The following is a 17,315-nucleotide window of genomic DNA, read 5'->3' on the forward strand; positions in this document are numbered from 1 at the left end:
TTTGCCCGTACCTATTAAAACCTGATTCGGGCATGCCTCACGGCTTGCCGGAAGAGGTGCGTCATGAGTGAGTCCCCAGTATCGGTCAGCGCTCCGGCTCATCCGGGTGCGGTTTCTCTTTCCCCGTCGGAAGTGGATTTCATGCCTGCGCTTCTGCGCAGCCTTTCCACGCTCATACGGCTGAAAGGCAGGCATGTTTCCCCTCAGTTTCTGCTGGCCGGACTTGCCGGTTCCGAAAAGATAAGCGCCGGGGCCTGCCTGCGCGCGGCGGAACGGGCGGGGCTGAAGGGCCGGGTGATGTACCGCCCGAAGCTCGACGACATTTCTCCCCTTACGCTGCCCTGTATTCTGCTTCTGAAGGGCGACTGTTCCTGCGTGCTTACGAAGCTGGACGGGGAACGCGCCTCCGTCATTCTGCCGGAACTCGGCGACGAAGTGCAGACCATGTCCCGCACGGAACTGGAGGAACAGTATTCCGGCTACGCCGTGTTCGGCGCGCTGGAGAGCAGGGCTGACGCCCGCAGCGAACCCGTGCGGCGTAAGGAGACCCGGCGCTGGTTCTGGGACGTGCTGCGGTTTTACATGCCCATCTACCGGCATGTGGCCCTGGCAAGCGTGGTGGTGAACACCATTGCCGTGGCCAGTTCCCTTTTCGTCATGAACGTGTACGACAGAGTCATTCCCAACAACGCCTACGAAACGCTGTGGGTGCTCGCGGCGGGCGTGACGCTCGCGTATGTGTTCGACTTTCTTCTGCGGACCATGCGCAGCCATTTTGTGGATCTTGCGGGGCGCAATGCGGACGTGGTGCTTTCCAGCAAGCTCATCGACAAGGTGCTTTCCATGCGTATGGACGCCAAGCCGGAATCCACGGGCGCGCTGGTGAACAATCTGCGGGAATTTGAATCGCTGCGCGAATTCTTCAGTTCCACCACCTTTCTTGCCTGCATAGATCTCCCCTTTCTCGTGCTGTTTTTTGCGCTGCTGGCCTTCATAGGCGGGCCGCTCGTAGCGCTGCCCCTCATTGCCGTGCCCGTGCTGCTCGGCGTGGGCGTCTATCTGCAGATGGCCGCGCGCCGGAGCGCGGAGAAAAGCTACCGCCACAACATGCAGAAGAATGCGCTGCTTGTGGAGATGGTGAACGGTCTTGAAACCGTGAAGGGCTGCATGGCCGAAAGCAGTATGCAGCGTCTGTGGGAAGCCGTGGCCGGTATTTCCGCCCAGTCGTCCAACGAGGCGCGCAAGTACAGCACCCGCGCCGTGAGTTTCGCCACCTTCGTCACGCAGATGGTGACGGTGGGCATGGTCATCTGGGGCGTGTACCGCATAGGCGAAGGGGAGATGAGCATGGGCGGACTCATCGGCTGCAACATTCTCGTGGGCCGCATCATGGCGCCGCTTCTGCAGCTCGCCTCCCTGCTCACCCGGCTGCAGAATTCCCGCGTGTCGCTCAAGGCGCTGGATACGCTCATGGAGCTGCCGTCGGAAAATCAGGATCAGTCCGCCTGCATGGATTTCGGCTCCCTGTCCTGCGACTTCGTCATGGAGAACGTGAGCTTTGCCTATCCCGGCGCGCAGAAGCCCGCATTGAACGGCGTGAGCCTGCGCATACGCCCGGGCGAGAAGGTGGGCATCATCGGCAGAATGGGTTCGGGCAAAAGTTCCCTGGGCAAGCTTCTCATCGGGCTTTATGCTCCGCAGGAAGGTTCCGTTTCCTTCGGCGGGGTGGATATACGGCAGCTTGCCACGGCCGACCTGCGCAGCCGCGTGGGTTTTCTGCCGCAGGAGGTCGTTCTGTTCTACGGTACGATAAGGGACAACATCGCCCTCGGCGATCCCACCATCAACGACCATCTCATTCTGCGCGCCTCCGCCGTTTCCGGCGTGTCCGACATCGTGAGGGGGCACCCCGCGGGCTACGGCGCGCAGGTAGGCGAACAGGGGCGCAATCTTTCCGGCGGTCAGCGGCAGGCCGTGGGGCTTGCCCGCGCGCTGGTGCGCGACCCCGACGTGCTCATTCTCGACGAACCCACCAGCAATATGGACGTGGATTCCGAACGCCTCGTACAGCAGCGCCTTGCTCCCATTCTGGGCGACAAGACCCTTATTCTCATTACGCACAGACTCAGTATGCTCCGCATCGTGGACAGACTCATCGTCATGGAGGCGGGCAGGGTGCTCATGGACGGCCCGCGCGATGCCGTGCTCAAAAAGCTGCAGGAGCGGCAGAGGCCCGGACGCGCCGCATCGACGGGTACGAAGGAAAACGCAGCCCCGGTTCAGGCGGCGGAAAAGAACGGCGCGGCCGCATCTTCCGCAGGACAGGGAACGCAGACGCGTCCGGCTGCGCAGAGCGGCCGGATCAGAGTTTCTCCCGCAGGTGCGGCCGCAAGGCCCGCGGAACATGCGGAACCGGCGGGGAACACGCCCGGAGCGGGGAAAGGGGGAAGAGCATGAGTTTGTCCTCCGTGCACCGGACGCCTTTCCCGAATCGTACAATGCCTTAGAAGGGAGCTTTTTCCCATGGATGAGAAAAAAAAGATGTCCGGCGAACGGCCGGATCTTCCCCCGGAATTCGGCGGCGTTCCCGATCAGGGCGCGCCCGCTCCCCGGCTCGCGCAAAGCCTTTTTGAGCCGGTTTCCCTTTCCAGCAAGCTGCTTCCCGAAGATCTGCCCTATGCGGCCGAAGTGGAAGCGGCCCTGGCCCGTCGTCCTACGAAAAAGGCCCGCTGGCTTTCCGCGGGCGTGTTTCTGTTTTTTGCCGCGTTCATCGTCTGGGCGGGATTCGCCACGCTGGATGAAGTCACCCGCGCGGAAGGACAGGTGGTGCCTTCCTCCCGTACGCAGATCATCCAGAACCTTGAGGGCGGCATTCTGAGCGGGGTGGACGTGTACGAGGGGCAGATCGTGGAAAAAAACGACGTGCTCGCCCGCCTGAACAACGAAATGGCCGAAAGCAATCTGCGCGACATGCTGTACAAGGCCATGGAGAACCTCATCGCCATACGGCGCCTGCGCGCCTCCGTTTCGGGAACGCCCCTGGAGTGGCCGGCGGATCTGCGTTCCTGGCTGGAGCGGGGCACGGGCTATACGCTCACCGAAGAACAGCTTGAGCAGGGCCGCAGGCTCACCATAGTGCAGCGGGAAACCTTCACCGTGCATCAGCGTCAGCGGGAATCCGAGCTTCAGGTGCTCATGGCTCAGGCCGAGCAGCGTCGTCAGGAGGTGAAGGAACAGCTTTCCCGCAAGGATCAGCTCACCCGGAGCCTTGCGCTGATACGGCAGCAGCTCAATATCGCCGCGCCTCTTCTGGAAAAGCGCAGCTATTCCCGCGTGCAGTATCTGGAACTGCAGGAACGGGCGGTACAGGCCCAGGGCGAAATCGACACGCTTACGGTTTCCATTCCCCGTGCGGAGGCTGCGGCCAGCGAAGCGGAACACCGCATGAACCTGCGCAAGGCGGAACTCGATGCCGCGCTCATGGAGGAAATCAACAAGCGCAGTCTGGAACTGGCCTCCTTGCGGGAGGGGCTTTCCGCCGGCAGCGACCGTGTGACCAGAACGGAACTGCGTTCTCCGGTGCGCGGTACCGTGAAGAAGATCTACATCAACACCGTGGGCGGCGTGGTCAAGCCCGGCGAACCCATCATGGAAATCGTGCCGCTGGACGACACGCTTCTGGTGGAAGCCCGCGTCCGTCCGGCGGACGTGGCGTTCCTGCACCCCGGCCAGAAGGCCATGGTCAAGGTTTCGGCCTACGACTATTCCATCTACGGCGGCCTCGACGGCGTGCTGGAGCAGATCAGCGCCGATACCATAGAAGACAAGCGCGGCGAGTTTTACTATCAGGTCAAGGTGCGCACCTCGAAAACGGCCATTCTCTACCACGACGAGGAATTGCCCATCATGCCCGGCATGATGACCACCGTGGACATCATGACGGGCAAGAAGACCGTGCTGGATTATCTGCTCAAGCCCATACTCAAGGCCAAGCAGAACGCGCTGCGGGAAAAGTAGTTTTTCCGGCGCAGGGATGTTTCTGCGGAAAAGGCGTGTGGCGCGCAACGCGGTCATGCGCCTTTTTCGTACTTCGGCGCATGGCGGGGCCGTTACCGCCGGACGCCGTCCGGGGCCGGAAGGGACGAGAGGCCGGAGACTGGCCCCTTTGCCTGCCCGGGCACACATGCGGGGAGGATGAATGGGGGAAGGCCCTGCATGACGCATGGCCTGTATATTCCGCATCCTGTGCGTTCACGGCAGGGAAAATCACGTCGTCGGCCGACGGATGAATACGCGCGCGATAAAAATATGCACGGTGGACGTATTTTTTGCAAGGGATATGAAGCGATTCTGTGTTTTCAATAATTACAGATATTTTTCATGTTATAATGTTTAAAATGACAGACCGGGAAACGGTGATGTGCTGCGGAAGAGTATGAATGACAAGAAGTAAGATTCGTTCAGGCGAAAAAAATACTCCGTTGTGATGAAAAACTTCCGGGAAGAGGGCTTTCCCGGGAGGATTTTTTTATTTTGCTTGCGCGCTCTGGCACGGTAGGGTATCGTTTCTATGATTCTCACGTTTCGCGATGGGCTGCGCATGAAAATTGCGGAAGCGGGGAAGGGAACGCGGGGCTTCGAGCTCCGCATGTCGTTTGCGGAAACATGTCTCCGCTGCACCATTTAATCCCCTTTCTTCCTTTGGGAAAGGATTGCAGCAAAGAGCCTGCTGGAGGGCTTTTTATGAAAACGATGTTCACCCTGTTTGTTTCCGGCTGCCTCGGTCTCATGCTCTGCGGCCCCGCCCAGGCAGCGAAGGACGCTTCCATTCCTCTGAAGGAATCCATCGAGTCCATGCTGAGAACCAACAACTCCCTCAAGGCCATTCAGGAAAACCGCAGCGCCGCCGGTCATGAGGTGGATCGCGCCAGGGCCGGATACGGGCCGAGGGTGGACCTTACCGCCCGCGGCGGCTTCGGCAAGCTCACCGACAGCACGACCCGTTCCTACGGATATAATGATGTCGCTCCCTATTCTTCCGCATCGCTGCTGGTCACCCAGCCCTTGTGGGACGGCTGGCTCACCAGGGGGCGCGTGCGCGAGGCCGAGGCCACCTACCGTTCTCTGGATCACCGCGTGCTGGACAACGCGAACACCCTTGCGCTCGACGCCATCATCGCCCATGTGGACGTGCTGCGCCGCCAGCAGATTTACAAACTTGCCCAGGAAAATGTGGCGAGCCATGAGGATATTCTTGCCAAGGCCCGGGAACGTGAGGCTCAGGGTGTGGATACCATGGCCGACGTTTCGCAGGCGCAGAGCCGTCTTTCCCGCGCACGCTCCACGCTTACCGAGGCGCAGGCCTCCCTGCGCATAGGTGAAGACACCTATACCCGCCTTACCGGCCACTCCGCCATGAACCTCGGCCCCGTGAACATGCCCGGCAAGATGTTCAAGGATGCGGAGGAAGTGCTCAAGGCCGCCCGCAAGGGCAATCCCAAGGTCGCCGCGTATCTGGAAGACGTGAAGGCCGCCACGGCCGTCCGCGAACAGGTGCGTTCCGCCTACAGCCCCACCCTCAGCCTTGAGGCCGGGCCTTCGTATTCCGACCGCGACGGCAAGAGCGAACTGTGGACCGCGGAAGTGGGCGTGGCCGCCGTGGTACGCTGGAACCTGTTCAACAGCGGCGCGGACGTGGCGGAAAGCAAGGCCGCCGCGGCCCGCATCCGCCAGAGCCGTCAGGTGCTTTATGATTACATGGACGATCTCAAGCTCAGTGTGGAGGAAAGCTGGACGCAGTTCCTTTCCGCGCAGAAGCAGCTTGAGCATTACCGCGAAGCCATAGAATACAACAAGACCACGCGCAGCGCCTACGAAGAGCAGTTCGTGCTCGGCGAGCGCAGCCTGCTCGACGTGCTGGATGCGGAAAACGAACTGTTCAATTCCTCCACCCAGGCGGCCACGGCGCTCGGCAACACCCTCATTGCGGCCTACCGCATGAAGGCCCTCGCGGGCAATCTGCTGCCCGACCTCGGCATCAGCACCGACATGCTCAAGGTGACTCCCCACGACGCAGAGCCGCTCGACAGCATCACCATGCCCGAATAAGGCAAGGAAAAGGGCCGGGGTGATTTTCCCCGGCTTTTTTCTTTCTGTGGGGAGACGTGCGCTTTACAGGGACGGACGTTGAATATTAATCTGAAGCAAGAATGAACGGACGGGGGAGATGCGGAGTATCCATGGGTATCGCGGCGCACATGGCATATGTCGGTCGTACGCTCGCATTGTTGCTGTGCGTGGCCTGTCCTGTGGGATACGTTCCGCTTTTTGCCGCGTCGGCGGAGGCGAAGCCGCGTCTTTTCGGCACGGTGGAATTCCAGATGGATCTGAAAAAGCAGAAAAACTGGCTTTCCGCCATGGAAAGGAACGGCAAGAATCCGATTTTTTTTGATGAGAACCGCTTCAATTCCTCCACGCTCTGGAAGGATCTGAAGAAAAGGGCGGAAGGCCGGCCCCTCCGGGAACAGCTTGATATCATCAACAGATTCTGGAACAAGTGGCCGTACCGCACCGATCAGGAAGCCTACAGAAAACCGGACTACTGGGCCGCGCCCTATGAGTTTCTGAAATTGTCGGGCGACTGTGAAGATTACAGCATCGTCAAGTATTACACGCTGAAGGCTCTCGGCGTGCCGGTGGACGACATGCGCATCGTGGTGGTGAGGGAAACCATCCGCAACATCGGCCATGCCGTACTTGCCGTATACGACGGCGATGATATTTATATTCTGGACAATCTTTCCGAGACGGTGCGCCCCGCGCAGCGCGTGCGCAACTATGCGCCGCAGTTCTCGGTGAATGAAAAATACCGCTGGGTTCATGTGAAGCCACGCTAAGAGTCTGCGGAGAAACGGCATCGGTTCCGCAGAGGATGGAGGAGACGCGATGAACAGCCCAACACAGGCCGGGTATTCCGGTTTTTCCAAGAAATCGGTTTTGCTGGCCGCTTTATGCCTTGCGCTCGTTTCCGGGGGAATAGTTCTGTTCTTCTGTTTTTCGCAGCTGGAAAGCAGGCGGACTGAGGTTCTGAAAAACTATGAGCAGAACGTGCGTTCCTGGCTGGATGAATCCGTGAGCGTCGTGGAGGTGTGGAATGCGGATATGGCGGAGCTCAGGCTCCGCGTCAGCGCCTCGGAAACCTACCGGCTTTTTTCCTCCGATCTGTTCGGGCTGGACAAGAGCGTGACGGGCAGCATCAACAACGCCGAACACGGCATAAGCTTTTCCGGAAGCGCCTCGGTGCTTTCCGAAGAAGTGCCCGCCATACGCCGGATACTCATGGAGTTCATGAATTACAACGGCCTGCTGGATGCCCGCCTCGTCAACGGCGAAGGGCAGACCATTCTTTCCGCGCTCAGCACGCCTTCTCCTCTTTCCGCGGAACAGGCCCGCGCCGCCCGTGAGGTCATGGAAACGGGCAGAACCGTTTTCCTGCCCGTGCAGGCCTGCGCCAACGGTCTTGCGCTGGACGTGTTCGAGCCCGTCATCGATCTTGAGGACGACGACAGCCGCGTGGCCGTGTTCATGTCCACCGTTCCGGTCCTCGCCAAGGTGACGCAGTTTACCGCGCGGCCCAAGCAGAACGATCTGTCCGTGGCGTATATGGTGCAGAAAAACGGCGACAGGTGGGAAATGCTGACCGTGCCCGAACCTGCGTCGCTGCCGGAGAGCCTCTCGCGTCAGTTCACCGGGAACGGCGGCAATCTGCCCTTTGCGCTTCGTGAAAGCGTGGTGCAGGAAAACAGGGTGTATTCCATGTCCTGCTTCATCCCCGGGCTGGAATGGAGCATCATACATGAAACGCCTGCCTCCGTCATCGACAGGATGCTTTTCCGCGCCGAACTTCCCGTGTATGTGGGCGGTTTTCTCGGCTGGCTGAGCTTCATACTGCTCTGCGGACTTCTGTGGTGGATGGGGCTCGGCCGTCAGCAGCGCGCCGTGGCCTCCGAGCTGCAGCGTCTGAATCAGCTCGTTTCCCGGCAGAAGGAACTTCTGGACAGCGTGAACAATTCGCTGGACATCGGTCTGTTCATGGCCGACGTGAAGGGGCAGATTCATGTCTGCAATCCCGCCTTCGCCTCCATCCTGGGCAGGGATGAACAGGACGTGAACGAGCAGATGCTCTTTTCCTTCTTCTCCGTGGAGACGGCGTCCGAACTTCTCGACCGCATACGCCGCGTGGCCATCAACAACAGGGAAGAGAGCTGCGAGGTCTATGTGGGGCAGGGCGACGAAAGGCGCCTGTATCGCGTGACGGTATTCCCCTTCCTGGACGCCAGCGGGCACAGCGTACGCGACAGTATGCGCGGCGCGGTGGTCACCATGAAGGACATCACGGAGTTCAGGCGCAGAAGCGACCGTATGCGTCAGCAGCAGCGGAGCCTCATCGAGGCCTTCACCCGGGCCGAGGAGAGCGTGGACCCGTACCTTGCCGGGCATTCGCACCGCATGGCGAAGCTGGGCGAACTGGTGGCGAAAAGCATGGGACTTTCCGAGGACGGCAGGGATACCGTCATCATGGGAGCGATGCTTTCCCAGGTGGGCAAGCTCTTCATTCCCCGGGAACTGCTCGCCAAGAAGGGCAGCCTCACGCCCGAAGAACTGGACGAAGTGCGCAAGGCGCCGGAACATGCCTACAGGCTTCTGGAGAACATTGATTTCGATCTGCCCATCGCCAGGGCGCTCCATGAAATGTATGAGCATATGGACGGCACGGGATATCCCCGCGGCCTGAAGGGCGATCAGATACTGCCCGAAGCCCGCGTGCTTTCGGTGCTCAACGCCTTCTGCGCCATGATGAGTTCCCGTTCCTACCGCGAGGGCATGAGCGGGGAAAAGGCCGTCGCCGCCCTTGCCGGAAGCCCCAGCTTCGATCAGAACGTGGTGGAACACCTGAAAAAGGTGCTGGATACGCCCGAAGGGCTGTATGCGGCCCATGCCGGAAACTGACGGATGACGAAAAGCCCCGGGCAACCGGGGCTTTTTGCTGGAATGTTCCGCGGAATACGGCCTGCCGCAGAGCGTGTTCAGTCTTCGGTGACGATGCGGTTTCTTCCGCCGCTCTTGCCGTTGTACATGCGCTTGTCGGCAAGAAGGAACATGGCCTTCCATACGTCGTACTCTCCCTTCATTCCGGCCTCGCTCATGCAGCAGCAGCCTATGGTGAAGGAAAAGGGCACGGTGCGTCCGTCGTCCATCACAATGTTTTTCCGCATGGAGTCATTCAGTTTTTCGAGTCGTTCGCAGAAGGCATGATAGCTGTCCGTCATGGCGGTGATGATGAACTCGTCGCCTCCGTAACGGGTGAGGAAGCTGTGATGCTGCGTATCGAAGTACTTGAGCCAGAACAGGCAGCAGCTCTTCAGCACTTCGTCGCCGATGGCATGGCCGTACTTGTCGTTGATGTGCTTGAAATTGTCCATGTCCAGCAGGGCCATGCACAGTTCCTTGCCCTGCACTCTGGCCTCATGCACATAATGGTGGAAGTTGTTGTTCATGTAGTGCCGGCTGTAGCATCGCGTCAGAGGGTCACGCAGAAGGCGGGCATTCTCTTCCTGAAGACGCCATATTTCTCCCAGAGACCGTTCTTCGTGGTTCAGGCTGGCCATGCCGGGAATTTCCGCGACCATTTCCAGGGAGAAGTCTCCGCCGTCAAGACAGATGTACTTGGCAAATACGATGAAGATGCGCCCGTCGACGCTTTCCACCTTCGCGCCGGATGTATGGGAACGCGCAACTTCGTGGGAAAGGCAGTAATCGCAGCAGGCGGAACGCTTCCAGGTATGGTAACAGGCCTCATCAAGAGAAAGAGTATCGTCTTCTATATGACAGATACGGCAATCTTCGGGAAGAATGAGCCGTACCATGGAGAACGTCTGACGGAGAACGGCCATTTCTTCCGAGAGTTCACGGAGGGTGTAATTATATTTTACAGGATGAGTATGCACGACAACCTTCCCTGATGTTTGACTATTTATATTTTTGATTTGATATCATTATTAAATTACATGCGTCAAGCCGGGGAATGGCGTTTTCCGGCATACCCTTCCGTCTGTTTTGAAAGCGTATGCCGGTGAAACCGCATTTCAAAAAAAGTACGGCGGCGCCGTCTGCTCCGCAGCTGCAGTATCGGAAAGAAGATGAGGAAAAACGGTACCTGCGGAGTCCGTGGCGGCTGCGGAAGATTCCCTTCCCGGAAGGGCGTGGGCGGCCGGGAATTTCCCGGAAGACGGGGCAGCGCATGTCCGCAGCCGGGGGCCCGTTGCGGCACATGACAAATCCGGCCGCAAAGGGTATACAGACGGGGAGAATACTTCGGCGGGCGCCGACCTTCCGTCCGTCAGAGGAGAGCGCATGTTCCCTTTTCCCCAGCAGGAACAACAGACCGGCACGCTTTTGATTGTTGACGACAACGACATCAACCGCGAAGTCCTTGAACATATTTTTGCCCCCTTTTATCCGGCCGAGCAGGCGGAAAACGGCAGAGTGGGGCTTGAAGCCATACTTGCCGCGCCCGAGAAGTACTGTGCCGTGCTTCTTGACGTGGTGATGCCGGAAATGAACGGCATCGAGGTGCTTCGCCGGATGAAAGCCGGGGACCTTACCGGGAAGATTCCCGTGTTTCTGATTACCGGGGAGGCGAGCGACGCCGTCACGCGGGAAGCCTATGAACTGGGCGTGATGGACGTGATCAGCAAGCCCGTGGTGCCCTATGTGGTGCAGCGGCGGGTCAATTCCGTGGTGGAGCTGTTCCGGGCAAGAAAGATTCTGGGCAACAAGGTGGAGCAGCAGCAGTCGGAACTGCTCCTGCAGGCGCAGAAGATCATCCGCCTGAACGAAGGGATGATAGAATCCCTTTCCACGGCCATCGAATTCCGCAACGGGGAATCGGGCGAGCACGTGCGCCGCATACACGACATCACGCGCTTTCTTCTCCTGCATACCGATCTCGGCGACGGCCTGAATGCGGAGACCATTGAGCATATCGCTCTTGCCTCCATCATGCACGACGTGGGCAAGATAGCCATTCCCGACGGTATTCTGAACAAGCCCGGGAGGCTTACGCCGGAAGAATTTGAGATCATCAAGACGCACACCACGCAGGGAGCGGAACTGCTGCAGAAAATACCTCAGTTGCGTGAGCACGAGTCCTACAGGTACGCTTACGACATCGCCCGTCATCACCATGAGCGCTGGGACGGGCGGGGATATCCCGACGGGCTGAAAGGCGATGAGATTTCCATCTGGGCGCAGATCGTTTCTCTTGCGGACGTGTACGACGCGCTGGTGAGCAAACGCTGCTACAAGGGGGCCTTCAGTCGCGCGGAGGCTTTGAAGATGATTCGTGAACATCAGTGCGGGGTGTTCAATCCGCTTTTGCTGGACCGCTTTTTCTCGGTGGAGGAAGAGCTTGCCCGGCTTTATATCCACAGCCCGAAGGAGGACTGAGGTATGGACGCACAGGTAAGGGAAACGCTTACGGGCGGCGGTATAGATGTGGACGGAATGCTGGAACGCTGCATGGGCAGCGAGGCCATCATGGGCAGACTTCTGAAGAAGTTTCCGACGGACGCAACCTATGCCAGGCTGGAAGAGGCCTTTGCCTCCGGCGATGCGAAGGCGGCGCTTGAGGCTTCACATACGCTGAAGGGGGTGTGCGGCAATCTGTCCATCACCGCCATGCATGAAATGCTGGACCGGCAGGTTCATGCCCTGCGAGACGGCGACATGAAGGGGGCGGAATCCATGATGTCCGAGATTTCCCTCGCCTACGCCTCCGCGGTGCGGGCCATAGAGCAGGGGCTCGGCTGATTCTCGGCGGACGGGTCTTCTCCGCGCGGGTTTCGCCCCAGCCCGGGAATCGCGGGTATGGTGCACGTTCCCGGGGACTTCGTACCCGAGGAAGACGTGCGGAGGGAGGAAAACGCGCCTGCGGGGGCGTTTCCCCTCAAGGCCGGAGAGTGCTTTTTCAGAAAAAGGCGCTCCGGGAAATATCGTTCTTTTTTCGTCGCGCAGGCATGTTTCGCGTGCGCCTTTTCCGTTTCTGCGGAAAAACATGACCACGGAGAAGGGCTCCTGCCTTTCCACAAGAGGAAAAGACATGCGTTCCAAGTCCTTACCGTTCGGGATATATTTCAATATCGTGCTCTTTCTCATGGTGGTCGTGCTCAGTTGCGGAGGGCTGTATATTTTCCGCGACATGCTGCTGCGTAATGCCAGAAGCACGGGCATGGCGCTGGCGAGACACTATGCCGTGGACGAGCAGAGCCGCCTTGCCGTATACGGCACGCTGCTGGCTTTCGGCGCGGCCTCCATCGACAAACGCCTTCAGGAAGGCGACGTGGCCTATATGGCGGAGTGGATGGCCATGTTCTTCGACAGGCTTCAGGCCGTGCTGGGGAAAGACCGGGTCACCGCCTACATCACCATCGACGACAGAACCATCGACATGGCGGGCCGCATGACCACTCTGCCGGGCAGCCTCGCCAGAGAGCGCCAGTGGTACAGGCTGGCCATGGAGAAGCCCGGGGAAACCGTGTTCACCGACCTGTACGAGGATTTTGTGACGGGGCAGCCCGTGATTACGGTGGCGCGCAGGTGCGTATATTCCAATGCCGTAATTTTCTTTGATATCTTTTCACAGGATTTTCGCTTCAATCTCCAGCCCATGACGAAGTCTGGCCGGGATTCCTTTTTCCTCTGCGACGGCAAGGGGGTTGTGCTGTACAAGAACACGTCCCTCGACATGAGCGAAGCGACGACGCAGGAATATGTGTCCGGCCTGCTTCACAAGGTACGCGCCGGAGAATTCGAGGACTATCGTTCCTTTGTCGTGGACGTCGCCGGAGAGAAGCGGGCGGTGTATTACGCCAGACTTTCCAACGGGTGGTACACCATACTCACCACGCCCCATGCGGAAATTTTTAAGGAAGCGAATCTTCTTGTTCTGTTTCTGGTGATTTCCACGGCGGTATTCTTCCTGTTCCTGGTGCTGTATTCCTGGCGTTTCGTCCGGGCCAACGCGCTGATGGAGCGTACCAATGAAACCGTGCGCGTGCTCGGCAATTCCTATTACGCCCTCTACCGCGTGAATTTCGGGAAGAACAGGTATGAAACCATCAAAGGGTCGAACGAGGTAAGGCGCAGGCTTCCTCATGAGGGATGTTACGAAGATCTTCTGCAGGTGATCACGGAAATCATCGAGCCGGAAGCCCGGGAGGAGTTCAGACGCAGTTTTTCCTGCGGAAGCATCCGCAGCCTGGTGTCCCGCCGTGTGAGGGATTTCGGCGGCGATTTCCGCCGGCTTTTCGGCGACGAGTACCGCTGGGTCAGCGTACATGTGCTGTTCGACGAATCCCTTTCTCCCGAAGAGGCGGTCATCTGTTTCCGTGAGGTGGAGCAGGAAAAGCAGCGTCAGCTTCAGGAGCGCAGGCTTCTGCAGGAGTCGCTGGAAAACACGCAGCAGAGCGAAAAGGCGAAACAGGCATTCTTCAGCAACATGTCCCACGACATGCGTACGCCGGTGAACGCCATCATCGGCATGTCCGACCTGGCGAGAAAGTTTCTGGACGACAGGGAAAAAATCAGGGGATATCTGGACAGGATCAATTTTTCCAGCCTTCAGCTCAGGAATCTCATCGACGACATTCTGAACATGTCGCGCATGGAGCAGGGAAAATTCGCCCTGAACAACCGCGAGCTGGATCTGGAAAAATGCATCCGCGACTGTCTGGATACCTATCATGTGCAGGCGGAGATGGAGCACAAGACCCTGCATGTGCACATGGAAATGGAAAATACCCTCGTCGTGGGCGATTCCGTGCGCATCGTGCAGCTTCTGAACAACCTCGTTTCCAACGCGTTCAAGTTCACCTCGGCAAATGACGTGATTTCCGTTTCGGTAACGCAGGTGGAAAAGCAGGATTTCGCCAAGTATGTGTTCGTGGTCGCCGATACCGGCATAGGCATTTCAAAGGAATTTCTCCCTCATCTGTTCGAGCCCTATACCCGGGAAACCCGTTTTTCCGCCAAGAACGTGGCCGGAACGGGGCTCGGCATGTCCATCACCAAGAGCCTCGTGGAACATATGAACGGGGAAATAAAGGTGGAAAGCACGCTCGGGGCGGGCAGTACCTTCACCGTGGTTCTGCCCTTCGCCATCGCCAAGGGGGCTTCCGTACGGGAAGAGCATGAAATGGCTCCCGACATGGACGCGCTGAAGGGGAAACGCATCCTTCTGGTGGAAGATAATCTGGTGAACATGGAACTTGCCGTGGAAATGCTCTCCATGAACGGCCTTGAGGTGACGCAGGCCTGGAACGGGCGCGAAGCCGTGGAGCTTTTCTCCGCCTCCGAGCCTTTTTTCTACCATGCCGTGCTCATGGACATGCAGATGCCGGAAATGGACGGCTGCGAGGCGGCAAGGCGCATTCGCGCCATGAACAGGCCCGACGCGGGGAGTGTGCCCGTCATTGCGGTGACGGCCAACGCCTTTGCCGAGGACATTGTTTCCACCACGGCGGCGGGAATGGATGTGCATATTTCAAAACCTATTGATTTTAAATATCTTTTTCAGATTCTGGAGAAGTTTTTGAAAAAGAACTGATTCGACGGAAGCCTTTGTCCCGGGATAGCGTCATGAGAAAACACGTCAGTCACTTTTTTCTGTTCAGCCTGTTCAGCGCTCTTTTCTGCACCGGTATTTTCGTATGGAGCACCGCTTCCATGATGCGCCAGGGGCAGGAGGCAAGCCACCTTGTCGGCGAGATATACATGAACACGGTGAATTCCCAGATGCAGCTTCATTTCCGATCGGTCATCGATCTGAAGCTGGAGCAGGTGGAGAGCCTCATCATCGACATTCCCCCCGAGAGCGTGGAGGCGTACGGGCCGGAGCTTGTCGACAGGCTGGACGCCGGGGCGAAGGTGCGCAGATTCACCTACCTTGCCCTTTTCGATACGAAGGGCGCCGCCGAGGTGGTGACCGGCGGGGAGGTGAAGATACGTGATCAGGATGCGTTTCTGCGCGCCCTGAATGCGGGCGAGAAGAACATCACCTCCGGCGTGACCGCTTCGGGCGAGGAACTTCTCGTCATCGGTCTTTCCGTGGGGTATCCTCATGCGCAGGGCTATCCCATGAAGGACGGCAGAAGATGCACGGCGCTGGTGGCGGGGCTGCCGCTTGATTACATCGGCGAGGCGCTGTCGATGAATACGGAAAAGTCCATGGTCTTTTCCCAGATCATCCGCAAGGACGGCACCTTCGTGCTGCACGGTTCCGCCGGGGAGGAAAGTCACAACAGGCTTCTGAACGAAGCGTTTGAACAGGGCGATGACGGGGAGACGTTTTTCACCCTGCGCGACGACATCGTTCAGGGCAGGGAACACATGATGTTCGTGACCGTGGGCGGGGAGAGGCTGCACATGCACGGCTCTCCGCTCCCCAACAGTGAGTGGTATCTGCTCACGGTGATGCCGCACGGCTCTCTGGATGAGATCATTGCAAACATGTGGACCCGCCGCGTGTACATGGCCGTGGGCATGGGGCTTATGCTTCCCCTGCCCATTCTGGCCATGTTCTTTTTCTATTCCCGCGCTTCCCGGCGGCAGATCGCCGCACTGGAAAAGGCCAAGAGCGAAGCCGACAATGCAAGCCATGCCAAAAGCGAATTTCTTTCCAACATGAGTCATGACATACGCACGCCCATGAACGCCATCGTGGGCATGACGGCCATCGCTTCCGCAAGTCCCGAGAACACGCCGCTGGTGCAGGACTGCCTGCACAAGATCAATCTCGCCAGCAGGCATCTGCTCGGACTCATCAACGACGTGCTCGACATGTCGAAGATCGAGCACGGCAAGCTTTCGCTCAACATCAGCGTGGTTTCCCTGCGCGAGATCGTCGAAGAGGTGGTGGGCGTGGCCCAGCCTCTGGTCAAGGCCAAGAAGCAGCAGTTCGACATCTGCATTCACGACATCATTGCGGAGAACGTCTATTCCGACGGCGTCCGCCTCGGGCAGGTCATGCTTAATCTGCTTTCCAACGCCCTCAAGTTCACGCCGCAGGAAGGAACGGTGCAGGTGAATCTGTCGCAGGAGCCCTCTCCTCTGGGGGATGAGCATGTACGCACCCATATCCGCGTGAAGGATACGGGCATGGGCATGAGCGAGGAGTTTCAGAAGAAGATCTATGAAAGTTTCTCCCGGGAGGATAATGAGCGCATACACCGCATAGAAGGTTCCGGGCTCGGCATGGCCATCATCAAGTATATTGTGGATCAGATGAAGGGCACCATAGAACTGCAGAGCGCGCCGGGAAAGGGTACGGAATTTCACATCACGCTGGACATGAAGAAGGCCGGGGCGTCTTCCGGCCCCATGGTTCTCCCCGGCTGGAATGCGCTGGTGGTGGACGACGATGAGAACGTGTGCCGCAGTGCCGCGCATTTTCTTACGGATATGGGCGTTCATGCGGAATGGACGACGGACGGCAGAACGGCCGTGACCATGGTGGAAAAGCATCATGCGCAGGGCAAGGATTACCATCTCGTGCTTCTGGACTGGAAGATGCCGGGCATGAGCGGGATGGAGACGGCCCGGGATCTGCGCGAACATCTGGGAGACGACGTGCCGGTGCTGCTCATTTCCGCCTACGACTGGAGCGATATAGAGGCGGAAGCCCGGGTGGCGGGCATATCGGGCTTCATTGCCAAGCCGCTTTTCAAGTCCACGCTGTTCCACGGTCTGCGGACGTTTGCGGAAAGCGGCGGAGCGCTGGAACACGCGCAGGAGGAGAAGGAGAACTTCGGACAGGGCAGAAGGCTTCTTGTTGCCGAAGATAACGAACTGAACTGGGAAATCGCAAGCGCGCTGCTTGCACAGCACGGCTTTACGCTGGACTGGGCGGAGAACGGGCAGATCTGCGTGGACAAGTTCAAGGCCTCCGCTCCGGGCTGGTACGATATGGTGCTCATGGATGTGCGTATGCCGGTGATGGACGGCTATCAGGCGGCAAGGGCGCTGCGGGCGCTGGATCGGCCGGATGCGGACATTCCCATCATCGCCATGACGGCCGACGCCTTTTCCGAAGACATACGCGCCTGTCTGGAAAGCGGCATGAATGCGCATGTCGCCAAGCCCCTCGACATGAAGGTGCTGCTGCGTCTCATTCAGAAGTATCTTGCGGGCGCCTCCTGAGAAGAAGATTCGCAGTGAACGAAAAAGCCGGTTCCCTTCAGGGAACCGGGCTTTTGTCA

The 17,315-nt window shown here is 58.8% G+C and carries 10 protein-coding genes; 9 read left to right on the forward strand and 1 reads right to left on the reverse strand.

From position 1 onward, the window contains the following. The first annotated feature begins 63 nt into the window (after positions 1-63). The 5 genes from CZ345_RS04630 (at position 64) to CZ345_RS04650 (ending at position 9,009) form a co-directional block, all read left to right on the forward strand. A complete protein-coding gene (locus tag CZ345_RS04630; RefSeq protein WP_083717135.1) occupies positions 64-2,457 on the forward strand; it encodes a type I secretion system permease/ATPase in 2,394 nt (797 codons plus the stop codon). 66 nt (positions 2,458-2,523) lie between these two features. Next, on the forward strand, positions 2,524-4,017 hold the full coding sequence (locus tag CZ345_RS04635) for an HlyD family type I secretion periplasmic adaptor subunit (protein WP_239446613.1): 1,494 nt from the start codon (positions 2,524-2,526) through the stop codon (positions 4,015-4,017). Between the two features lie 726 nt (positions 4,018-4,743). Further along, complete coding sequence (locus tag CZ345_RS04640; protein WP_077072031.1) at positions 4,744-6,108, forward strand: TolC family outer membrane protein; 1,365 nt, start codon at positions 4,744-4,746, stop codon at positions 6,106-6,108. A gap of 131 nt (positions 6,109-6,239) precedes the next feature. Continuing rightward, complete coding sequence (locus CZ345_RS04645) at positions 6,240-6,896, forward strand: transglutaminase-like cysteine peptidase (protein ID WP_077072032.1); 657 nt, start codon at positions 6,240-6,242, stop codon at positions 6,894-6,896. 49 nt (positions 6,897-6,945) lie between these two features. Then, positions 6,946-9,009: an HD-GYP domain-containing protein gene (locus tag CZ345_RS04650; protein ID WP_077072033.1), complete on the forward strand. Its 2,064-nt coding sequence runs from the start codon at positions 6,946-6,948 to the stop codon at positions 9,007-9,009. Between the two features lie 77 nt (positions 9,010-9,086). Here CZ345_RS04650 and CZ345_RS04655 read toward each other — a convergent pair whose 3' ends face one another. Beyond that, positions 9,087-10,007, reverse strand: a complete 921-nt coding sequence (locus tag CZ345_RS04655) for a GGDEF domain-containing protein (protein WP_077072034.1) — start codon at positions 10,005-10,007, stop codon at positions 9,087-9,089. A gap of 406 nt (positions 10,008-10,413) precedes the next feature. Between CZ345_RS04655 and CZ345_RS04660 the strand changes: the two genes are divergently transcribed. The 4 genes from CZ345_RS04660 to CZ345_RS04675 all read left to right on the forward strand — a co-directional run bounded on the left by CZ345_RS04660 (position 10,414) and on the right by CZ345_RS04675 (position 17,256). After that, on the forward strand, positions 10,414-11,508 hold the full coding sequence (locus CZ345_RS04660) for an HD domain-containing phosphohydrolase (RefSeq protein ID WP_077072035.1): 1,095 nt from the start codon (positions 10,414-10,416) through the stop codon (positions 11,506-11,508). A 3-nt stretch (positions 11,509-11,511) separates the two neighbouring features. Then, entirely contained in the window at positions 11,512-11,871 is a 360-nt protein-coding gene (locus tag CZ345_RS04665) for an Hpt domain-containing protein (RefSeq protein ID WP_077072036.1), read from the forward strand. Positions 11,872-12,115: 244 nt separating this feature from the next. Next, positions 12,116-14,665, forward strand: coding sequence for a hybrid sensor histidine kinase/response regulator (locus tag CZ345_RS04670; RefSeq protein WP_077072037.1), 2,550 nt, complete (start codon positions 12,116-12,118; stop codon positions 14,663-14,665). A gap of 32 nt (positions 14,666-14,697) precedes the next feature. Continuing rightward, positions 14,698-17,256: a hybrid sensor histidine kinase/response regulator gene (locus tag CZ345_RS04675; protein WP_077072038.1), complete on the forward strand. Its 2,559-nt coding sequence runs from the start codon at positions 14,698-14,700 to the stop codon at positions 17,254-17,256. The last annotated feature ends 59 nt before the right edge of the window (positions 17,257-17,315 follow it).

The sequence above is a fragment of the Mailhella massiliensis genome (genome assembly GCF_900155525.1).
GTDB classification, from domain to species: domain Bacteria; phylum Desulfobacterota; class Desulfovibrionia; order Desulfovibrionales; family Desulfovibrionaceae; genus Mailhella; species Mailhella massiliensis.